This is a genomic window from Cellulomonas chengniuliangii (assembly GCF_024508335.1).
In the GTDB taxonomy this organism is placed as follows: Bacteria; Actinomycetota; Actinomycetes; order Actinomycetales; family Cellulomonadaceae; genus Cellulomonas_A; species Cellulomonas_A chengniuliangii.
The window spans coordinates 3453527-3469274 of record NZ_CP101988.1; the positions used below are offsets into that span (position 1 = coordinate 3453527).

Consider the following 15748-nt stretch of genomic DNA (forward strand, 5'->3'; position numbering starts at 1 on the left):
AGTCGCGTGCGGTGCGCGCTGACCTCTGCAGCAACGGCCTCGTTGACCTCGGCCTCGGCCGCAACGGCACGATCGGGGGCGACGCCATCGGTGTCGGGATGCGCCGCGCGGGCGACCCCGACACCGACGTCCTCACCACACCGAACTCCTGGAGCGCCTGGGGGATCTCCGACGGCAACTACAGCGGGTCGGCCGACCGGCACTCCGGCGTGCCCGAAGGCATGCTCGGTCTCTCCGGCTTCAACCCCAACGGGAGCACGGGCGCGCTCAACGCCGAGCTCTTCGCGTACACCCCCTCCGGCATGGAGACCCGGCTCAGCGTGCGATTCGATTACCGGCCCTTGGCCAGCCCCAACGTGTACGCGATCGACGTCCAGGTCCAACGCAGCACCTTGTCCAAGACCACCGGCCCGACACTGTTCGACATGGTCCTGGGGTTCGATGTCCCACCCGACACCGGGGACACCCATGTCACCTGGAACTCCGCGACCGCCCAGATCCCCGCGTTCGTCACCCACATGGGCTGCGACGGGTACCACAGCGGGAACCCCTTCCAGCCCGCGGGAGCACCCGCGACCCTCGGAACGACCTGCGGTCAGAACGGCCAGGGCACACATGTCCAGCTCAACCTCGGCGACCTCGCCGTCGGTGAACAGGCCACCTTCACCATGTATGTCGGGGTGACCACCAGCACACGCACCGCCACCATCGCGATCGACACCATCGACGCAGCCCTCTACGCCACCGCCGAGCCCGCCTCAGGAGCCGAGGCACCCGGCGGCGTCGTCGGCATCTTCGCCCTCTCCCCCCTCACCCACATCCCCGCCACGCCCCCACCAGGACACGGCCGACAATGAGGGACACAGCAAACAGGCAGGCACCACTCGCACGACAACCCGAGGAGTGAACACATGAGACGGCAGATGCTCGCCACCCTGGTGTGCCTCGCGTTCACCACTGCACTCAGCGGGTGCATCAACTACGACGCGGCACGGCCTTCAATGACGCTTACGAATAACTCCGATGAGGCCGTAACTGTCAGCATCGAAGGAGCAACGCCCTCCATGGAGCAGGACGTCGGCCCCCACGAGGAGCTTGGGTACGAAATCGATGAGTGCGCCGGCACAGCCATCGTGGTCGAGACGCAGAACGGAGACCCAGTGGGTCGCGTTCAACAGAAGGCATGCCCATCGTGGACTCTGACAATCGAAGAGGACGGCACACTCGACTACGCCGAGTGGGACTAGGCACACGCTTGGAAAGAGGCTGGCGCGTGCTGCGCTCGTCTCCTCGCCGACCAAAGTTGTCGGACTCCCGCGACGCACCGGCACTGATCAGTTCCGGAGCCTTGTAGATACCTGACGGTCACCGCTCACTCGTACAGGCAAGATCACCAGTCGTCGTTAGGGACTCGTGTGGCCGGCAACACGACACTCCGAAGAGGGCTACTCAGTCCGCTTCGAGCACCGCGGCAGACTCTCCGGGCGCGAAGGTGATGTCCCCGGGACGGATAACACTCATCGTGTAGGTCACGCCGAAGACGCGCGACGACAGTTGGGTCTGCTGCACGGATAGGTGACAGTTGACCTGCCCCCCTTAACTGGGACGACCCCGGTCGCTCTCGCGGACCGGGGTCGTAGGTCTGGTGTTGCTACCGCGTCACGGTGATCCGGCCATAAGTGACGGGATTCTGCGACGAGTTGTCCAGGGGGTCTGAACCGCCCCGGGTTCAGTGGAGGCTCGGTTCTCTGGTTTCCAGCGTCGTCGAGGCTGGGTTCTGACGGTAGTAGACGGTCTCGTGCTCGGCGGGTGGGATGTCGCCGAGCTCGGTGTGCAGGCGCCGGTTGTTGAACCAGTCGACCCACTCCAGGGTCGCGATCTCGACGTCGTCCAAGGTCCGCCAAGGTCCGCGGCGGCGGATTAGCTCGGTCTTGAACAGCCCGATCGTGGACTCGGCCAGGGCGTTGTCGTAGGCGTCGCCGACGGTCCCGATCGAGGCCCGCATCCCGAGGGCTGCGAGCCGCTCGGTCAGCGCCAGGCTGACGTATTGGGCGCCCGCGTCCGTCTGGTGGATCAGGCCGGCCAGGTCGGTGACGCCGGCGCGGCCGCGGGACCACACGGCCATCTCCAGGGTGTCGGTGACCAGGTCGGCGCGCATCGTGGTGTCGGCCTTCCAGCCCACGATCATCCTGGAGAACACGTCGATGATGAACGCGACGTAGGTGAACCCGGCCCACGTCCGCACGTAGGTGAAGTCAGCGACCCACAGCTGGTTCGGGACCCTCGCGGTGAACGCGCGGTTGACCAGGTCACCCGCGCGGCACCCGTCTTTGCCTGGGATCGTGGTCCGCTTCACGCGGCCGCGGACGGCTCCGTGCAGGTCAGCGGCCCGCATCAGCCGCCCGACCCGGCAGCGCCCGACCGGGTGGCCGAGGCGGTGCAGGTGCTTCCACATCTTCCGGGCCCCGTAGACCCCGTAGTTCGCCGCATGCTCGACGGTGAGGACGCGGGTCAGCTCTGCGTCCCCGACTGACCGCGCCGCGGGCGGGCGCGACCTGGCCGCGTAGTAGGTGCTCGGGGCGACCTGCAGCTCCCTGCAGATCGGCTCGACCCCGAACCGGGACTTGTGGCCGTCGATGTACTGCACGATCACCGTTGTGGGCGGTCGAGCTCCGCCGCGAAGAAAGCCGACGCCGACCGCAAGATCGCGTTGGATCGGCGAAGCTCACGGTTCTCCCGCTCGAGCTCGGCGAGGCGCTGCGCGTCCGACGTGCTCGTCCCGGGTCGGTCGCCGGCGTCGACCTCGGCCTGGGTGACCCAGTTCCACAACGTCTCGGGGTTGATCCCGAGCTGGTCACCGATCCGGCGCAGCGCTCCGACCCGCGTTGCGGGATCACGCCGCGCGTCGACCGCCATCCTGATCGCTCGCTCCCGAAGCTCCTCGGGGTACTTCCTCGGTGCTGCCATGGCTCTCATCCTCCGTGGGTTGAGAGCCTCCATGGAAACCGGGGCGGTTCAGACCGTCTACTACCGTCAGAACCCAGCCTCGACGACGCTGGAAACCAGAGAACCGAGCCTCCACTGAAGCCGGGGCGGTTCACCTCACCCCGATCGAGTACGAGACGATCATGACCACTCAGGTCGCACTCGCCGCCTGAGAACACCTGTCACCTATTCGTGCAGCAGACCCTAGGAGCGCACCCAGTCGTTGACAGAAAGATCTGGTTGATCAAAATGTGGGAGTCACGGGTGCTGTTGCGCGGCTCTTCAGATCCAACCGGATCTGGAGAGCCGCTTTGCGGTCACGCCTTCATGCTCGCGTGACGTCCCGCACCGGTACGGCGACGAGCACTTCCCGGAGGCGCTCCGCGGATGAACCGCCGTGCGTGCGGCCGTGCCGGTCGCTCACGTACTGATGCCACCGCGAAGGGTGCCGCGGCTGACCACCAACACACCAGGCGGTGGAGTGCCCAGCGCCCTCGATGGCCGTGGAGAGCCACGCCAGCTGCTGACGCTGATGCTGAGCCGCTAAGCCGGACGGCTTGGCCACTCCCCATCCGGCCAAGACCATGGTCGAAGCTGCGAGAGCTTCCTGCAGCGATGACCGCGCCCTCATCCAAGGTGCCGCTTCGGCCGCCACAGCCCGCATCCCGCGCAGATCTTGAGAAGCGGCATCACAGAGGTTTGCGATCATCACCACGTCGCAGCCCAGCAACTCGGCGACAAGCTCCACCTGCCGGCGGGTTCGTACGCCGCTCGTGAGCGGGGGTGTAGCTAGAACAGCGCACAGGACAACGGGAGCGCTCCCCGCAAACTGCGCGACGTGCCGAAGTTGGTCGTGCGGCGGCGGCGAGGGCCGTGCAGATTGGTGCCGGTCGTCGGCGAAACCGGCTGGTGGGGAATCGGCTAAAACGGTCACTGGTCGAGGACCAAGACAACCCGCCCGATGCCTTCGGAGTGCCGTCTGAGACCCACGGCCTGCCGCGGAAACGTCTTTGGCAGCTTGAGCGCGAAGAACTCAGGTGCGTGGATGACGTCGTCCACGGACATCGACTCGGCTTGACGGCTGTCCAGCAGGCAGCGCACGAGCCACGCAGCGAGTTCAGGGTCGGTGGCGGAAAGGTGGCCGCGTGCGCTGTGTGACGACGACGGGTCGCCAGCGAGAACAGCCAAACTACGGAGGGTCTTGATGCCGCGCTGCGTCGCGATGTCGACCGTGCGCCGGGGACCGAACGCCGCACGCATCCGTCGACGTACAGCGACGGTGTCGACGCCACCAGCGGCGACAAGCTCTCTGCCACATGCGTGCAAGAGCACGCGAAAGGACGGCTGGCTGACAAGCAGTGCGCCGAAATGCAGCGGCCGCCAGTCGGGTGCGCTAGCCGAGTGCCTCAGCGCCCAGTCGGTGATCTCATTCCGTGAACTAGCCGGTCGCAACCACACGGCCGTCAGCGCCGTCAAGGTCTTCTTCATCGCGGCAGCACCGAGCGGCTCGTCTGCCAGCTCCGTCGCGAGCGTATCGCGCGCGTCCGCAAGTTCAAGGCCCTCGCGGGCAACCCGAAGGGCGGCGTCCAGCCAACGGACGTCCAGGTCTCGATCCAGCAGGCCGGTCATGGTTCGACCCGGACGAGCGGAACGATGACTTCATCCTGGCTGAGACCGCCGTGGGTCACCGTGACGCCGCCCCGACGAAAGCAGGTCCGGCCGAACGCGAATAGAGGCGCACCGGCCGACGCAGGGAACCCCGGCGGCGTCCACGGCAGCCCAGGTAGCTGGGTCGCGTCGCGCAACAACTCAGACCGGTAAGTGCGTACTCGTTGCCCCCTGCCCGTCACCCGAACGCCCTCGTTTGGGATCGGCGAATCCATACCGAGGCACGGCAGATTGCCGTGGTCGGACGTGACCCACACCTGCATCTCGTTGCGTCTGGCCCAGTCCAGCGCACGTTCAAGAAACCCGGACCTAAGCCACGTGGTGACGCCGGCGTGAAACTGGTGGTCGGCGTTGACGCTGGCCCCGTGCATTAGGTCGTCAACTGCGTTAACAGCCAAGCCCACGGCGACCGCACCGGCCGGCGGGTCGACCCATTCCGACGCTTCGTGGCCGTAGATCCGGTCGTAGTGGATGTCGGCCGCGTCCAGACCCTCAGCTCGCCAGAAGGTGTTCCACCTAGACGCCTCAGTATCGGTTCGCTCGAGGGTGTCGGGGAAGCTCGTGGGCAGGGCGCCGGCGAAGATGGACTGCCTGCTGACCGTCGTGATCGTGGGCAGGCAGGCCAGCACGCGTCGGTCGTCTGCCACCCGCAGGTTGAGGGCCTTGACGATGTGCAGCCACTGCCCAATGCCGAGGCCGTCGAGGACAAGCAGCATCACCTTGGACCCAGTGTTCACGGATGCCGCCGCCAGGAACGGAGCGACTCGGTGCACGCTGGCCGGTCGCATGACGGAGCCGGACAGCAGCACCGCGTAGTTGCTCTGCAGCCAGGATGACCAACCGACATCCAGCTCGGCCCAGCGAGCCCAGGCGGAAGCAGCAAGAACGGCGGTGCCCTCTGTCGGAGGCAGCGCTGCAATCGACCAACGCAGCCGCGCCCATGCGTCCGCCACGGTCAGCCAGTCGCTGTACGACGTGGCTGCACTCGGAAGTTCCGCAAGCAGCTTTTCGCTGGCTGACAGGCCGGTCTCCTCGGGCCGGTAGAGCCGGAGACCGATCGGGAGGTCGGCAACCACCCGCTTCGGCGTCCGCAGCAGCCGCCGCTCAAGCAGTCCCAGGAACTCCTCGGTCACGGTGCGCAGTTCTGCATCGTGCGGGTGCGCGCCACCTCTCGCACCCCAATCGTCGAGCAGCGCGCTCAACACCTCGGTCGGGTCCGGGCCGGACAACACCGCGGCCGCGAGCCCGGGCGGGCAGGTTGGCGCGAGAAGCGCCCGGAGCGCGGGCCCCGCGTGCTCGACGAGCCGCACAACGCTGAGCAGCGCGGTGTCCGGCGGCGGGGGCCACGCCAACCCCGTGAGCTCGCGGGCAAGCGCAGCCAACCGGTCGTTCAGCGGACGGTCGCCGATCAGCGCCCGCACCGCCGGCACGGGGAGCTCGGCGACTTCGGCCAAAGCCTCAGTGGGAAGCCGCAGGTTTAGCGTCAGCAGTGGGAGCGCCCGGGCATCCGGAGGAAGATCGTCTGCCGTGCACAAGCCGGGGATGATGACATGAACCAGCACCGGCGCAGCGTCGGGCCGCTGGCGCAGAATCGTCTGCTCGAGGATGCGGCGCAGTGTCCACCTGTCGGCCACAGTCAGCACGGCGGGTCCCGCAAGGGAGTCCAGCCCGCTCCCGTCGAGGTAGAGCAGAGTCTCTCCCGGCTGCAAGGCTACGTCACCGAGCAGCGTCGACCAGCTGCTGCTCATGACTCCACTCGCACGACGAGAGCCAGGCGCACTGTCGGGTTGAGCGGCAACTGCCCGCCCCCGACTTGACGCAACTGCTGGTAGCTGTAGTCGATCAGGGCGCGAAGTAGCGCAGCATGTTGCTCCTCACGAAGCGGGACGACCGGCAGCGCCCGGCTGCCGTCGAAGTGGTCCGGCAGCGCCGCCAATAGCTGCATCCCGCGCAAGGGGTCTTTTGGGCCGCGGTCGTCCAGGAAGACCGCGACCGCGCCGGCCAGCGAGCCGTAGGCGCCGCCGGCGACCCGCCCGACCGCCAACCATCCGCGTCCTCCTTGCGTGTCCCGCAGGACCGGCACCGGTTCGCCCGGGACAACTGCGCTATTCCGGTGGAGCACTGCAGTCGCCGGTTCTCCTGCCACGTGCTGAAGGCGCTCGAGCAGCGCCGGCAGAGTCGACTTCGGTTTCCGCGGGACGGTGATGCTGATGTCCGACAGAACGGCCCGTGCTTCCGTCGACTCCGCGAGCTGAGCCTGTGCCAGCGCCTGGAACTGGTCGGCCGCGGCGGCGAGCGAGTCTTGCTGCAAGATCGCGGCCACGAAGAGGGAGTCAGCCAACTGGTCAGCGGTGGCGAGGACGTCGCCGCGCTTATCGACACCGAGCTCGGCGAGGATGAGGTCAAGCTTGGCTTCCAAGACTTCCAGAACCCGCTGGTCAACCGAGTCGGCAAGAACGAGGTTGAAGGCACGGACGGGGACGGCTTGGCCGATGCGGTCCACGCGTCCGATGCGCTGCTCGAGCAGCGTGGGCGCCCAGGGGAGGTCAAGGTTGACGATGACGTGCGCGAACTGCAGGTTCACGCCTTCGCCGCCCGCGTCCGTAGAAACCAGCACCTGAGCGTCGTCGCGGAAAGCGGCTTGGGCGGCGGCTCGCTCGTTCAGACCCAACGTCCCGTCAACGGTGACCGTGCGGATGCCTTGAGCTTCCAGGACCTTGACTAGCGCGCGCTGCGTGGCACGGAACTGGGTGAAGACGAGGACCTTTACTGCAGGGTCGGCCTCGGCCCGTTGCTGCTGTCGCAACAGACGCAGGAAGTGCACCGTCTTCGGGTCGCTCTCGGCGCTCAGCGTCTGCCTGGCGAGCTCGATCAGTCGGTCCAGGACTGCTGCGTCCGCCGCGCGTGTCGGTGCCGTCAGCAAGGCCTCAGCCTGCTCCTCGTCCAGCTCGTCCCACAGCGTCGGCTCATCGGCAGCTGAACTGCGGCCGATCGCGTCGCGTCGACGTTCCAGAGCCGCCAACACCGCGGCGGTCGAACTCGCCACCAGCCGCTGGAAGAGCAGCATGAGGAACCCGGTTGCACTGTCACCCGTGGCCCGAGCCTGCAGGAAGCCTTCGCGCACGTAGTCGGTGACTTCGTCATACAGCTGCCGGTGCAGAGGGTGGTCGTCCCACGGGACAACTTCCAGGCGCGTGGTGCGCGGCTGGAACAGCACCCGCCCGGCATGGTCGACGGCGCCGCGCTTGTCGGTGCGGGCGACGATCGTCGCGACGGTGTTCGCGGAGACCTCGCGTCCGCTGCGGAATGCCGGGTCGATCAGCCCGAGAAAGCGGCGGAAGCTCTCGGACTTGCCGGAGTGGGGCGTCGCGGTGAGCAGCAGGAGGTTCGGCGTGCTGTCAGCCAGGTCGAGCGCCAGCTGGTGTCGGGCGACGTCCTCACTGGAACCGGCGACGTGGTGCGCCTCATCGATGATGACCAAGTCCCAACCTGCGGAGACGACGCCTTCGACGCGCAGGGCGTTGTAGGCGTCGACCTGCAACGGGGACCAACCTGCTCGCCGTCGCAACGGCTTGATCGCGTCGACGCTGGTGACGACCAGCGGGAACACGCGCCAGACGTCGGCGCTGCTGTCGACCGGTACCCCTTCGGGACCGATGCGAGTGAAGTCGAGCGAGAACTTCTCCCGCATTTCGGCCACCCACTGCAGCTGAACGCCCTTTGGCGCGACGACGAGCACCCTGCCCACGCGGCCGCGGGCGAGTAGCTCGCTGACGATGGCGCCGGCCGTGGTGGTCTTCCCGAGACCAACTTCGCAGCAGATGGCAAGGCGGACAGGGTACAGCCGAAGGGCCCGCTGCAGGATCGAGACCTGGTGGGGGAGCAACTCGACGTGCATGCCGGCTGCGACGGGCTCCCCGGCGCTGGCTTGAGATAGCGCCCGAAGAGTGATCGCGCGCGTGGACACTTCCGAGCTCGTCCAGGCCCGCCGGCTCAAGTCACTGAGGTCGGCGGCGTCTAGCGTGTGCACGCGACCTTCGGCTGGCGCGTACACGTCCACGGTGCAAGTGCCGAACAACTCCTGTTCGGCGAGGACCTGCACGACCTGGCGGCCGTCCGGCCACCAGCGCCAGTTCTGGTCGCTCACTGACCCAGGCGGGAACGGGCGTTGCGGACGTAGGCGAGCACCGCCGGCATCTCAACGAGGTAGTCCGGCGGCAGACGCTTGGCTACCTTGACGATGGTGTCGTACTCCGACTTCGCCCAGGCGTTCCTGAACCCGGCCAGCACCGCCTCGCCGCGGAAGCGGTGCAGCGGGCCAGTGTCACTGGCGTAGCTGTCGAAGGTGCGCAGCAGGTCGCGCTGACGAAGCTGGTCAAGGTGCTCACTCTTTCGCGGGTCGGGGACTGCCCACGCGCCGTCGCTGTCTTGCACGAAGTTCTGCTCCAGCAACTCGCGGAGGTCGGGGAGCTGGTCGGGGCGGTCACCGCTGGTCGAGATCTCACGCAGGTAGTCCGGCTGGATCTGAGAATGCTTCTGCGGCTTGCGCTTGAGCTGCTGGCGCAGCCACGAAACCGCACTGGTCTCGTCGGTCACAAACAGCTGAACGCTGGCGAGCTCCTTGAAGGTCATCTTCTTGCGCTCGTAGGTCTCGACCTGGTCCGGCCGGAAGTACATGTCGTCGCGCTCGTTGTAGTGCGCATCTAGACCGCGGTAGAACTCGCTGGCCGTCATCGGCACCGGCAGGCCCGCGCTGACGTAGTACGACACCACGCGGTGGTAGATCCGGTCAGAGTGCCGTTCACGCACGGGCAGCAGCACTCCGGCGGTGTCGTGCACGACCGGCAGGTGCTTGAGGTGCTCGCCGACGAACGCCCATACCGTCGGGTCTGCTCCACCGGCAGCGGCAATGCTGGCGGTGGTGGCCGCGTCCGGCTTGTAGCAGGAGATCATGAGGTCCTGCTTGACGGCGTTGACGGCGGTGGCCTGTCGGTAGCTGTCCTGTGTCTTGTCCAAGACGCGGGTGTCAGCGACGACGAAGCCAGCGGCAGTCAGCGCTTCCTGCAGCGCGGCCCACACGACATTTGAACTGTTTGAGAACTCCACCGTCATCCAACGTCCGGGCTTCAGGACTCGGGAGAACTCCTTGAAGCACGCCGTCATGAGGTCTGCGTACTCGCGGTTGCTCTTGCCTCTGGCCTTGTCGACGATGGCTTCCCGCTCAACTTGTGTCAGGACGCCGTGCCAGCCTTCGATGACGTGCGCGAGGTCGGAGTACGGGATGTTCTCGCCGAAGGGCGGATCGACAAACGCGTAGTCAACCGAGGCATCCTCGAGCGGGAGCGCTGAGGCGTCACCTGTGGTGATCCTGATGTCCGCGTTCGGGGGAACCGACTGCCACAACTTCACCAAAGTCGACCGCTTGCCCCGCTTTGGTTCGGTCCCCTCAAGGTTGTACCTGGGCGAGCACTCAGAGATGAGGGAACTGACGTAGTACACGCCGCTCTGGGCCCGGTTGACCTGCGAGTGGTCGGTGGCCTTGTAGCGGTTCATCCAGCTCAGGCCCCAGAAAGCCTGCTCCACCCAGAACTTGAGTGCGCGCCTGATGTCGAGACGAGGCTCTTCCACGGCCCAGGTCCAGAGACGGGACAGCGACGCCAGAGCTCTATCGGCGTACAGGTGCTGAACCGCGGTGAAGCCCTTCGGGGCAAGCCTGGAGCCATGCACCATGGCACTGATGGGCAACGCTGCGGACGGAGCGCCCGGTGCAGTTAGGGAAGCCACCCGTGCGAGCACGGCCCGATCGGCATCGTCCAACGGCTTGTTCCCGGTGACCGTCACGTTGCCCATCCGCCAGCGGTAGTGAACCCGGACGGGCCGAAGCTCGACACGCTCGATGACCTCACCCGTCAGGAGGCGGACGGGCACCTTCCGGCGCTCGAGCGGCGGAGAAGACTTCTTGCCCACAGCCGCGCCGCAACCAGGGCAGGGGAACACATCACGAACCTTCCCCGTCGAGGCGGAGAAGGCGGTGTCGTAGAAGACGACGGCGCCTCCGCAGTGAGGGCATGTGAACACCTCGGACCAAACGGTGTAGTCGATCAGCGCGGCATGTCCGTCAGGCGTGGTGGTTCGGTACATCCACCCCAACTCGTCATCCAAGCGCTTGAGCAGCGCAGCACTCGCGCTGCTGAACGCCTCCGCGTCAACGGGCAGAGTCACACCGCTGGCAAGGAAGGTGGCGTTCGGCGCGAGATCATTAAGCACGGCACGCCGGGCGCCCCATTGCGCCGTGCGACCGTGCTTCGCGAACTCGAACCCGATCGACTGGTCCGGCGTCGCGCACATCTGCGCCGCAACACCGGTCATCCCTGAGCCAGCAAAGCCGTCAAGGACGACGTCTCCGGGCTTGGTGTAGTGCAGAAGCAGGCGGACGATGACCTCTGGGGGCACCTTCGTCGGGTACGAATGCGCCTTGTACTGCAGCGTGTTCTTGCTGCCCTGGACGTCGTCGAGGTAAGGCCCGGGGTCATCACGCGCCACGTCTCCACGAGGGCCCGCCATCGACCAATCCCGCATGAACGGGTTCACGGTCGCGGTGTGCCATGGCGGGCTCGACATCGCGAGGACACTGGCGATGCTCTGCCCAGGTGGGAGCGCGATGTTGCCGCTCTCGAGCTCCATGCGGAGTTGGTCGAGTGCGGCCTGTCCCTCCAGCTCACGCGCCGTCTGGTCGTCTGTCTGGAACAGCTGGTCGGTCATGCCATCTCCTCGTCAGCGGCGACCAGGCGGACCCTCGCCGGGTCGCCGCCTGCGCCGCTGGCGACCTCGTTCAGCCACTTCTCGAAGGCGTGGGCTGCCTCAGCGACCGTGATCGCGCGCGAGGCCGGGAACAGCGCGGTCCGCAAGTTGGCGCTGGACACCTGGACGAGCGCGAAGCGCTGCATGAGTTGCTCCGCCGCGGCGACGAGCTCGGAGGTGACCTCGCCCGGCGCGATCCTGTCATCGAGTAGGCGCTGCACCTCAACCCGGGCTGCAGGGTCGAGCAGGCTCGCCTGCTCTGCGATCTCGGGCGTGCCGAGGGAGCTGCGCAAGGCCGCCATCCACTCCTCCCAGAGCTCGGCCGCCCGGTCAGTCACCTGCTTCAAGCGGGCATGCGCCGTTTCAGCGGTCGACGGGCGGGGCCGGTAGTTGCAGTGCGGGCAGGTGTACGCCGCGTCGAACACCTCCGGGCTGAACTGCTTGCAGGCCGTCAGGCCCACGAGCTTGGCGTCAAGGTCGCCGAACTGGCCGCTTGGCAGGAACGTCACCGCAGTCAGGACCTGCAGGTCCCGCCACGTGCCGCTCGTGACGAGCTCTTGCTTCTGCGCCTCGCCCGCACCGGGGAGTCGCTCCGCCGTGTGCCGGTCGACGGCGAACGCTCGGTACTGCTGCTTAAGCTCCTCTGCACTGCGGCGCACATTCGCCGCCGCCTGCTTGTCCAATTTCGCCGCACGCAGCACCTCACGGAGGTGTCCACGTACGGTCTCGGCGGTCTCTGCGTAAGGGTCCGCGGAGCCCAGCACGTTTCCGGCGTCCTCCAGGTAGCGCACCAGCGGGCTGAGCTGCTCGCTCACGCGGCGCAGCTCCTCGATTCGTGCGATCTCCTGCTTGCCTGCGGTGGCCGCGTCCAGCGCCGCGGTGTCCGAGGTAAGCCGCTTGAGCTTGCCGGCGCTGTTGCGGTTCCGGACGTCTCCCAGTAGCGCCAGGTAGCTCTCGACGCGGCCGAGCCGGCCGAGCGGGTCGTCGAAGAGCTCCTCACCCCACAGGCGCGGTGAGGACTGCACGTACGTCTTGAGGTCGCTGGCGCTGCCGTGAGCCCCCTCGGCCTTGGTGACAAAGCTGGCGGCCGTCTCGCCGGTGATCTCGCCCTGCCCGAGAGCAGGCGGCAGCCCGAGCAGGGTGGCGACGCGCGAGAGCACCGCAGCGTCGGCGCCGGCGGGCGTGGTCACGAATGCCACCCGTTCGAGGTCGTTCTGGTTCATACGGGTGGGCACGTCGAGGTTGGCAGCGGTCACGCGCTGTCCGTTCGTGAAGCCGACCTCGGCTCGGCCCAGGTAGGTGAGCGCGGCAGCCACCACCACAAGCCACAGCGGTTCCAGGTGCCATGACCCCCACGTCCGCACGCCAGGGTCCCGCTCAACGAGCAACTCGTCACCATTCACAGCCTGCCCACGAGCCGCGGCGAGCAAGCGCAGCAGTTCCGTCGCGAACGGGCCGGTATCAGTGACCTGCTCGTCGATATCCCGCAGCCCGAGCGCGTTCAGGACCGATCGCCCGAGGGCGGTGTCCTTGCCGCTGAGCTGGCCAAGCGCAGCCTGAGTCGCGTTCATCAGGTTGCTTGGGGTGATCTCGTCGCCGAAGGTGGGGTAACCGGGGTAGCGCGTCGCGAAGTGCGGCGTGAGGGCGTTCGACGCGATCGTGTCGAGCTGCTCTTTAAGGCTGCGACGGCTGCCCTGCACGCCTGCCAGCCACTGAGCAATCGTCTTGCGCTCGCCCTGGTAGGTGACGTGCATGCTGTTGATCAGGTTGGCGCGGAGCCAGGTGACCATCTCGGTCAGGTGCTTCGCCGCTCGGGCTTCGAACGCCGCTCGGTGCTGGGTTGTGCTCTCCCGCACCTTTTCGAGCGACGCCGCATAGCGGCGCAGGGAGATGGTGAACGCCTCGGCGGGAGCGTCCAGCCGCAGGAAGACCTCATCGGAACGCATTGCGTCGTCGAACTTCGGCGGGTCGTAGGGCTGCAGGAAGTAGATGTAGAAGTCCCGGGGCGGCTGCGCCGTGGACCGCTCATTCGGCGCGCCAAGGAACAGATAGCCGAGCCGGCGCACCTTCTTGGCAGCCCACGGCAACTCGTAACTGTAGATGCGGTATCCCGCGACGTAGGGATTCGCGGACACCTCGAGCAGGGTCTCCAGCGCCTTGTAGTAGGCGCCATCGAGGGCGTGCAGGTCCAGGGTCGCTGCCCGCTGGTTGACCTGCTCCTCGTAGTCGACGTCCTTCTTGATGTCGATGTACACCTGGCCGTTCACCTCGTTGACGGAGATGAACTGACCGGAGACAGCCTTGCTGATCTCGTCGACGATGGTCTCGATCGAGTTGGCGATGAAGGCGGCGTCGAGCTCGGGCGTGCCAGGGGGCAGCAGGCACAGGTCGTCGCGCAGGTTGTCGTACGTGAGGCCGAGCGGCGCCTCGATGTCGTCCGTGGTCAGCCGATGTACGGCGAGGGCGTCGACAATGCGCAGCGCGGGTGCCACGTCGGCTTGAGCCTCCATGTTCCGTCTGACGTGATCGCGCAGCACGCGTGTGCGTTGGAGCACGTCCCGGACCTCGGGGATCACCCGGTTGGCCGGATCGCCCTCGAGCTCAGCTCGGTAGGAGTCGAAGCAAATTACGCCGGGCTCGTCGGTGGGCACTTCTTGGTCCAGGCGCTGCCTGATCTGCTCGCTGAGGCTGGACAGCACGCGGCGCTTCTCGACGATCGTGAGGGCTTCGAAGGTGCGCAGGTACGCCGGGTGGATGGGGAACATGTCCACGAAGGCGTCGAGGTCACGTCCGATCGACTCGAACGCCGGCGCGAACTTGGTGAGGTGATCCCGGATCTGCGCACGCTGCTCGTTGTCCTTGCGGAGGATGCGCTGCTGCACCACGTACGCGACGTCCTCGCGGGCGATGCGGAACGACTGGAAGCGCTCGCGCACACGTCGCACGGCGTCCTGAGCCGCGGCGAAGCGGGGGTTGTCGAACAACGTCTCCTGCACGCCAGCGATGAGCCGGAAGCGCTCGCCCGGGATGAACTCCGCCATCTCACGCAGGAAGCCCAGGTCGAAGGCGATCTCCATGTCACGGCGGGTGCGCAGGTAGTCGAGTAGCTCGTCGATGACCAGGAACAGCCCATGCTCGGGGTACTTCTCCTCGAACGCGGCCATCATCTGCTGCAAGGGCTGCTTGTTGTTCGTGACCTTGTCCAGCGGCGGGAAAGTGTACTCGACCCCAAGAGCAGCCAGGCCGGCCGTCAACTCGGTGGCGAGAATGTCTCGCAGGCTCATCTGGACCGCGCCGATCTCGACGCGGATGACCTTGAACTTCCCGGCGATCGCCGCCGCCGCTTCGCCGGTAGCCGCGTCCGTCATCTCAGCGGCCAGATCAGCGTTCTCAGCGACGGCGGCGAGGCAGCTCATGAAGTGGGTCTTGCCGGTGCCGTAGGTGGCTACGAGCAGCACCCCCTTGTGGTCCCAGTCCGGGTTGTCGAAGCGCAGGTTCGGCAGGACCACACCGACGAGTTGCTCACGCATCTTCTCGGAGATGACGAAGGTGCGGACGTCCTCACGGGCTTGTTCCGCACTCACGCCAGCGCGAAGCTGCTTGACGCTCTCGACGGGCTCGAAGTGGACGAGGTCGCGATACAGCATCAAGGGAGCCTTTCCAGGGTGAACGGGACGTCATCGGCGAAGACCGTCGGGCAGGTTCTGATCACGATGGCGCCGGGGACACTGTAGGCAGTGTGCCCGCCAGGTCGGACATCCGTCGGGTAGTGCAGTCCGGAGCGTGAAGCCGTACCTGGCCACACGACGGCCACAGGCGGAGCCGTCGTGGCCAACACCCTGAAGAGCCGGACCGGGTCGAGGTTCAGCACATCGTCGAACAAGACCTCGATCCCGTTGAGCACAGGGTGGCCGCTCAGCCGCTCGCGGACCGTCGTCTCAGCCGGCGGGGCGCTCAGTGCAGTCAGGTCCAGGCCCACGTGGAACGGCTTGGCGCCCCGAAGCTCAGCCAGAGTCTCGGCGACCTCTTCACGGCTGTCGCCTACGACGAAGGCCACGCGGCCCGGCGCTCGCTCGAGTTCACGCCACAGGTCGACGCCGGCCTGAGGCCACATCCGCAAGTCACCTCCCACCGAATTCTGGTCCACTGTGCTGATCGTCCGCCGCACCCAAACCGCGTCGAGCTGGAGGGACAAGCAATCCCTTCGTTTGCCTTGCGCGTTTTCGTGGCCAGGGCGCCAATCAGACTTCGGAAATCTCACACCACCCAGGCGTAGGTTCATCGTCGTCGTCGG

General features: G+C 66.8%; 10 protein-coding genes and 1 other annotated feature. Of the genes, 2 read left to right on the top strand and 8 right to left on the bottom strand.

Annotated features, from left to right (window positions below; all coding sequences use genetic code 11):
* Nucleotides 1-11 precede the first annotated feature (11 nt).
* Entirely contained in the window at nt 12-857 is an 846-nt protein-coding gene (locus NP064_RS16035) for a hypothetical protein (RefSeq protein ID WP_227569960.1), read from the top strand.
* A gap of 54 nt (nt 858-911) precedes the next feature.
* A complete protein-coding gene (locus NP064_RS16040; protein WP_227569857.1) occupies nt 912-1247 on the top strand; it encodes a hypothetical protein in 336 nt (111 codons plus the stop codon).
* A 482-nt stretch (nt 1248-1729) separates the two neighbouring features.
* Here the strand turns inward: NP064_RS16040 and NP064_RS16045 are convergent.
* From NP064_RS16045 to NP064_RS16075, 8 genes are all read right to left on the bottom strand, one after another.
* A protein-coding gene (locus NP064_RS16045) for an IS3 family transposase (RefSeq protein WP_256813698.1) occupies nt 1730-2967 on the bottom strand; the annotation gives its coding sequence in 2 pieces (ribosomal slippage) (nt 1730-2688 and nt 2688-2967; 1239 coding nt in all).
* Nucleotides 2576-2689 (bottom strand) — a sequence feature (AL1L pseudoknot). Its footprint overlaps the gene before it by 114 nt.
* A gap of 343 nt (nt 2968-3310) precedes the next feature.
* The gene (locus NP064_RS16785; RefSeq protein WP_431355869.1) at nt 3311-3919 is read right to left on the bottom strand and encodes a DUF1643 domain-containing protein; all 609 of its coding nucleotides are present in this window, start codon (nt 3917-3919) and stop codon (nt 3311-3313) included.
* Nucleotides 3916-4614, bottom strand: coding sequence for a hypothetical protein (locus NP064_RS16050; protein ID WP_227569855.1), 699 nt, complete (start codon nt 4612-4614; stop codon nt 3916-3918). Before NP064_RS16050 ends, NP064_RS16785 begins: the two co-directional genes overlap by 4 nt.
* The gene (locus NP064_RS16055) at nt 4611-6401 is read right to left on the bottom strand and encodes a PglZ domain-containing protein (protein WP_227569854.1); all 1791 of its coding nucleotides are present in this window, start codon (nt 6399-6401) and stop codon (nt 4611-4613) included. Before NP064_RS16055 ends, NP064_RS16050 begins: the two co-directional genes overlap by 4 nt.
* Complete coding sequence (locus NP064_RS16060) at nt 6398-8800, bottom strand: DEAD/DEAH box helicase (protein ID WP_227569853.1); 2403 nt, start codon at nt 8798-8800, stop codon at nt 6398-6400. The genes NP064_RS16055 and NP064_RS16060 overlap by 4 nt, the downstream gene beginning before the upstream one ends.
* Nucleotides 8797-11415, bottom strand: coding sequence for a DNA methyltransferase (locus tag NP064_RS16065; RefSeq protein ID WP_227569852.1), 2619 nt, complete (start codon nt 11413-11415; stop codon nt 8797-8799). Before NP064_RS16065 ends, NP064_RS16060 begins: the two co-directional genes overlap by 4 nt.
* Nucleotides 11412-15101 carry a DUF6079 family protein gene (locus NP064_RS16070; RefSeq protein WP_227569851.1) on the bottom strand — a complete coding sequence of 1230 codons (3690 nt, stop codon included), beginning with the start codon at nt 15099-15101 and terminating at the stop codon, nt 11412-11414. Before NP064_RS16070 ends, NP064_RS16065 begins: the two co-directional genes overlap by 4 nt.
* Nucleotides 15101-15649, bottom strand: a complete 549-nt coding sequence (locus NP064_RS16075; protein WP_227569850.1) for a hypothetical protein — start codon at nt 15647-15649, stop codon at nt 15101-15103. The genes NP064_RS16070 and NP064_RS16075 overlap by 1 nt, the downstream gene beginning before the upstream one ends.
* Between the last annotated feature and the right edge of the window lie 99 nt (nt 15650-15748).

What these genes read in the sequence shown, in the direction of transcription:
- NP064_RS16040 (WP_227569857.1), top strand. Translation starts at nt 912, where the DNA reads ATGAGACGGCAGATGCTCGCCACCCTGGTGTGCCTCGCGTTCACCACT.
- NP064_RS16050 (WP_227569855.1), bottom strand. Translation starts at nt 4,614, where the DNA reads ATGACCGGCCTGCTGGATCGAGACCTGGACGTCCGTTGGCTGGACGCC.
- NP064_RS16055 (WP_227569854.1), bottom strand. Translation starts at nt 6,401, where the DNA reads ATGAGCAGCAGCTGGTCGACGCTGCTCGGTGACGTAGCCTTGCAGCCG.
- NP064_RS16065 (WP_227569852.1), bottom strand. Translation starts at nt 11,415, where the DNA reads ATGACCGACCAGCTGTTCCAGACAGACGACCAGACGGCGCGTGAGCTG.
- NP064_RS16070 (WP_227569851.1), bottom strand. Translation starts at nt 15,101, where the DNA reads ATGCTGTATCGCGACCTCGTCCACTTCGAGCCCGTCGAGAGCGTCAAG.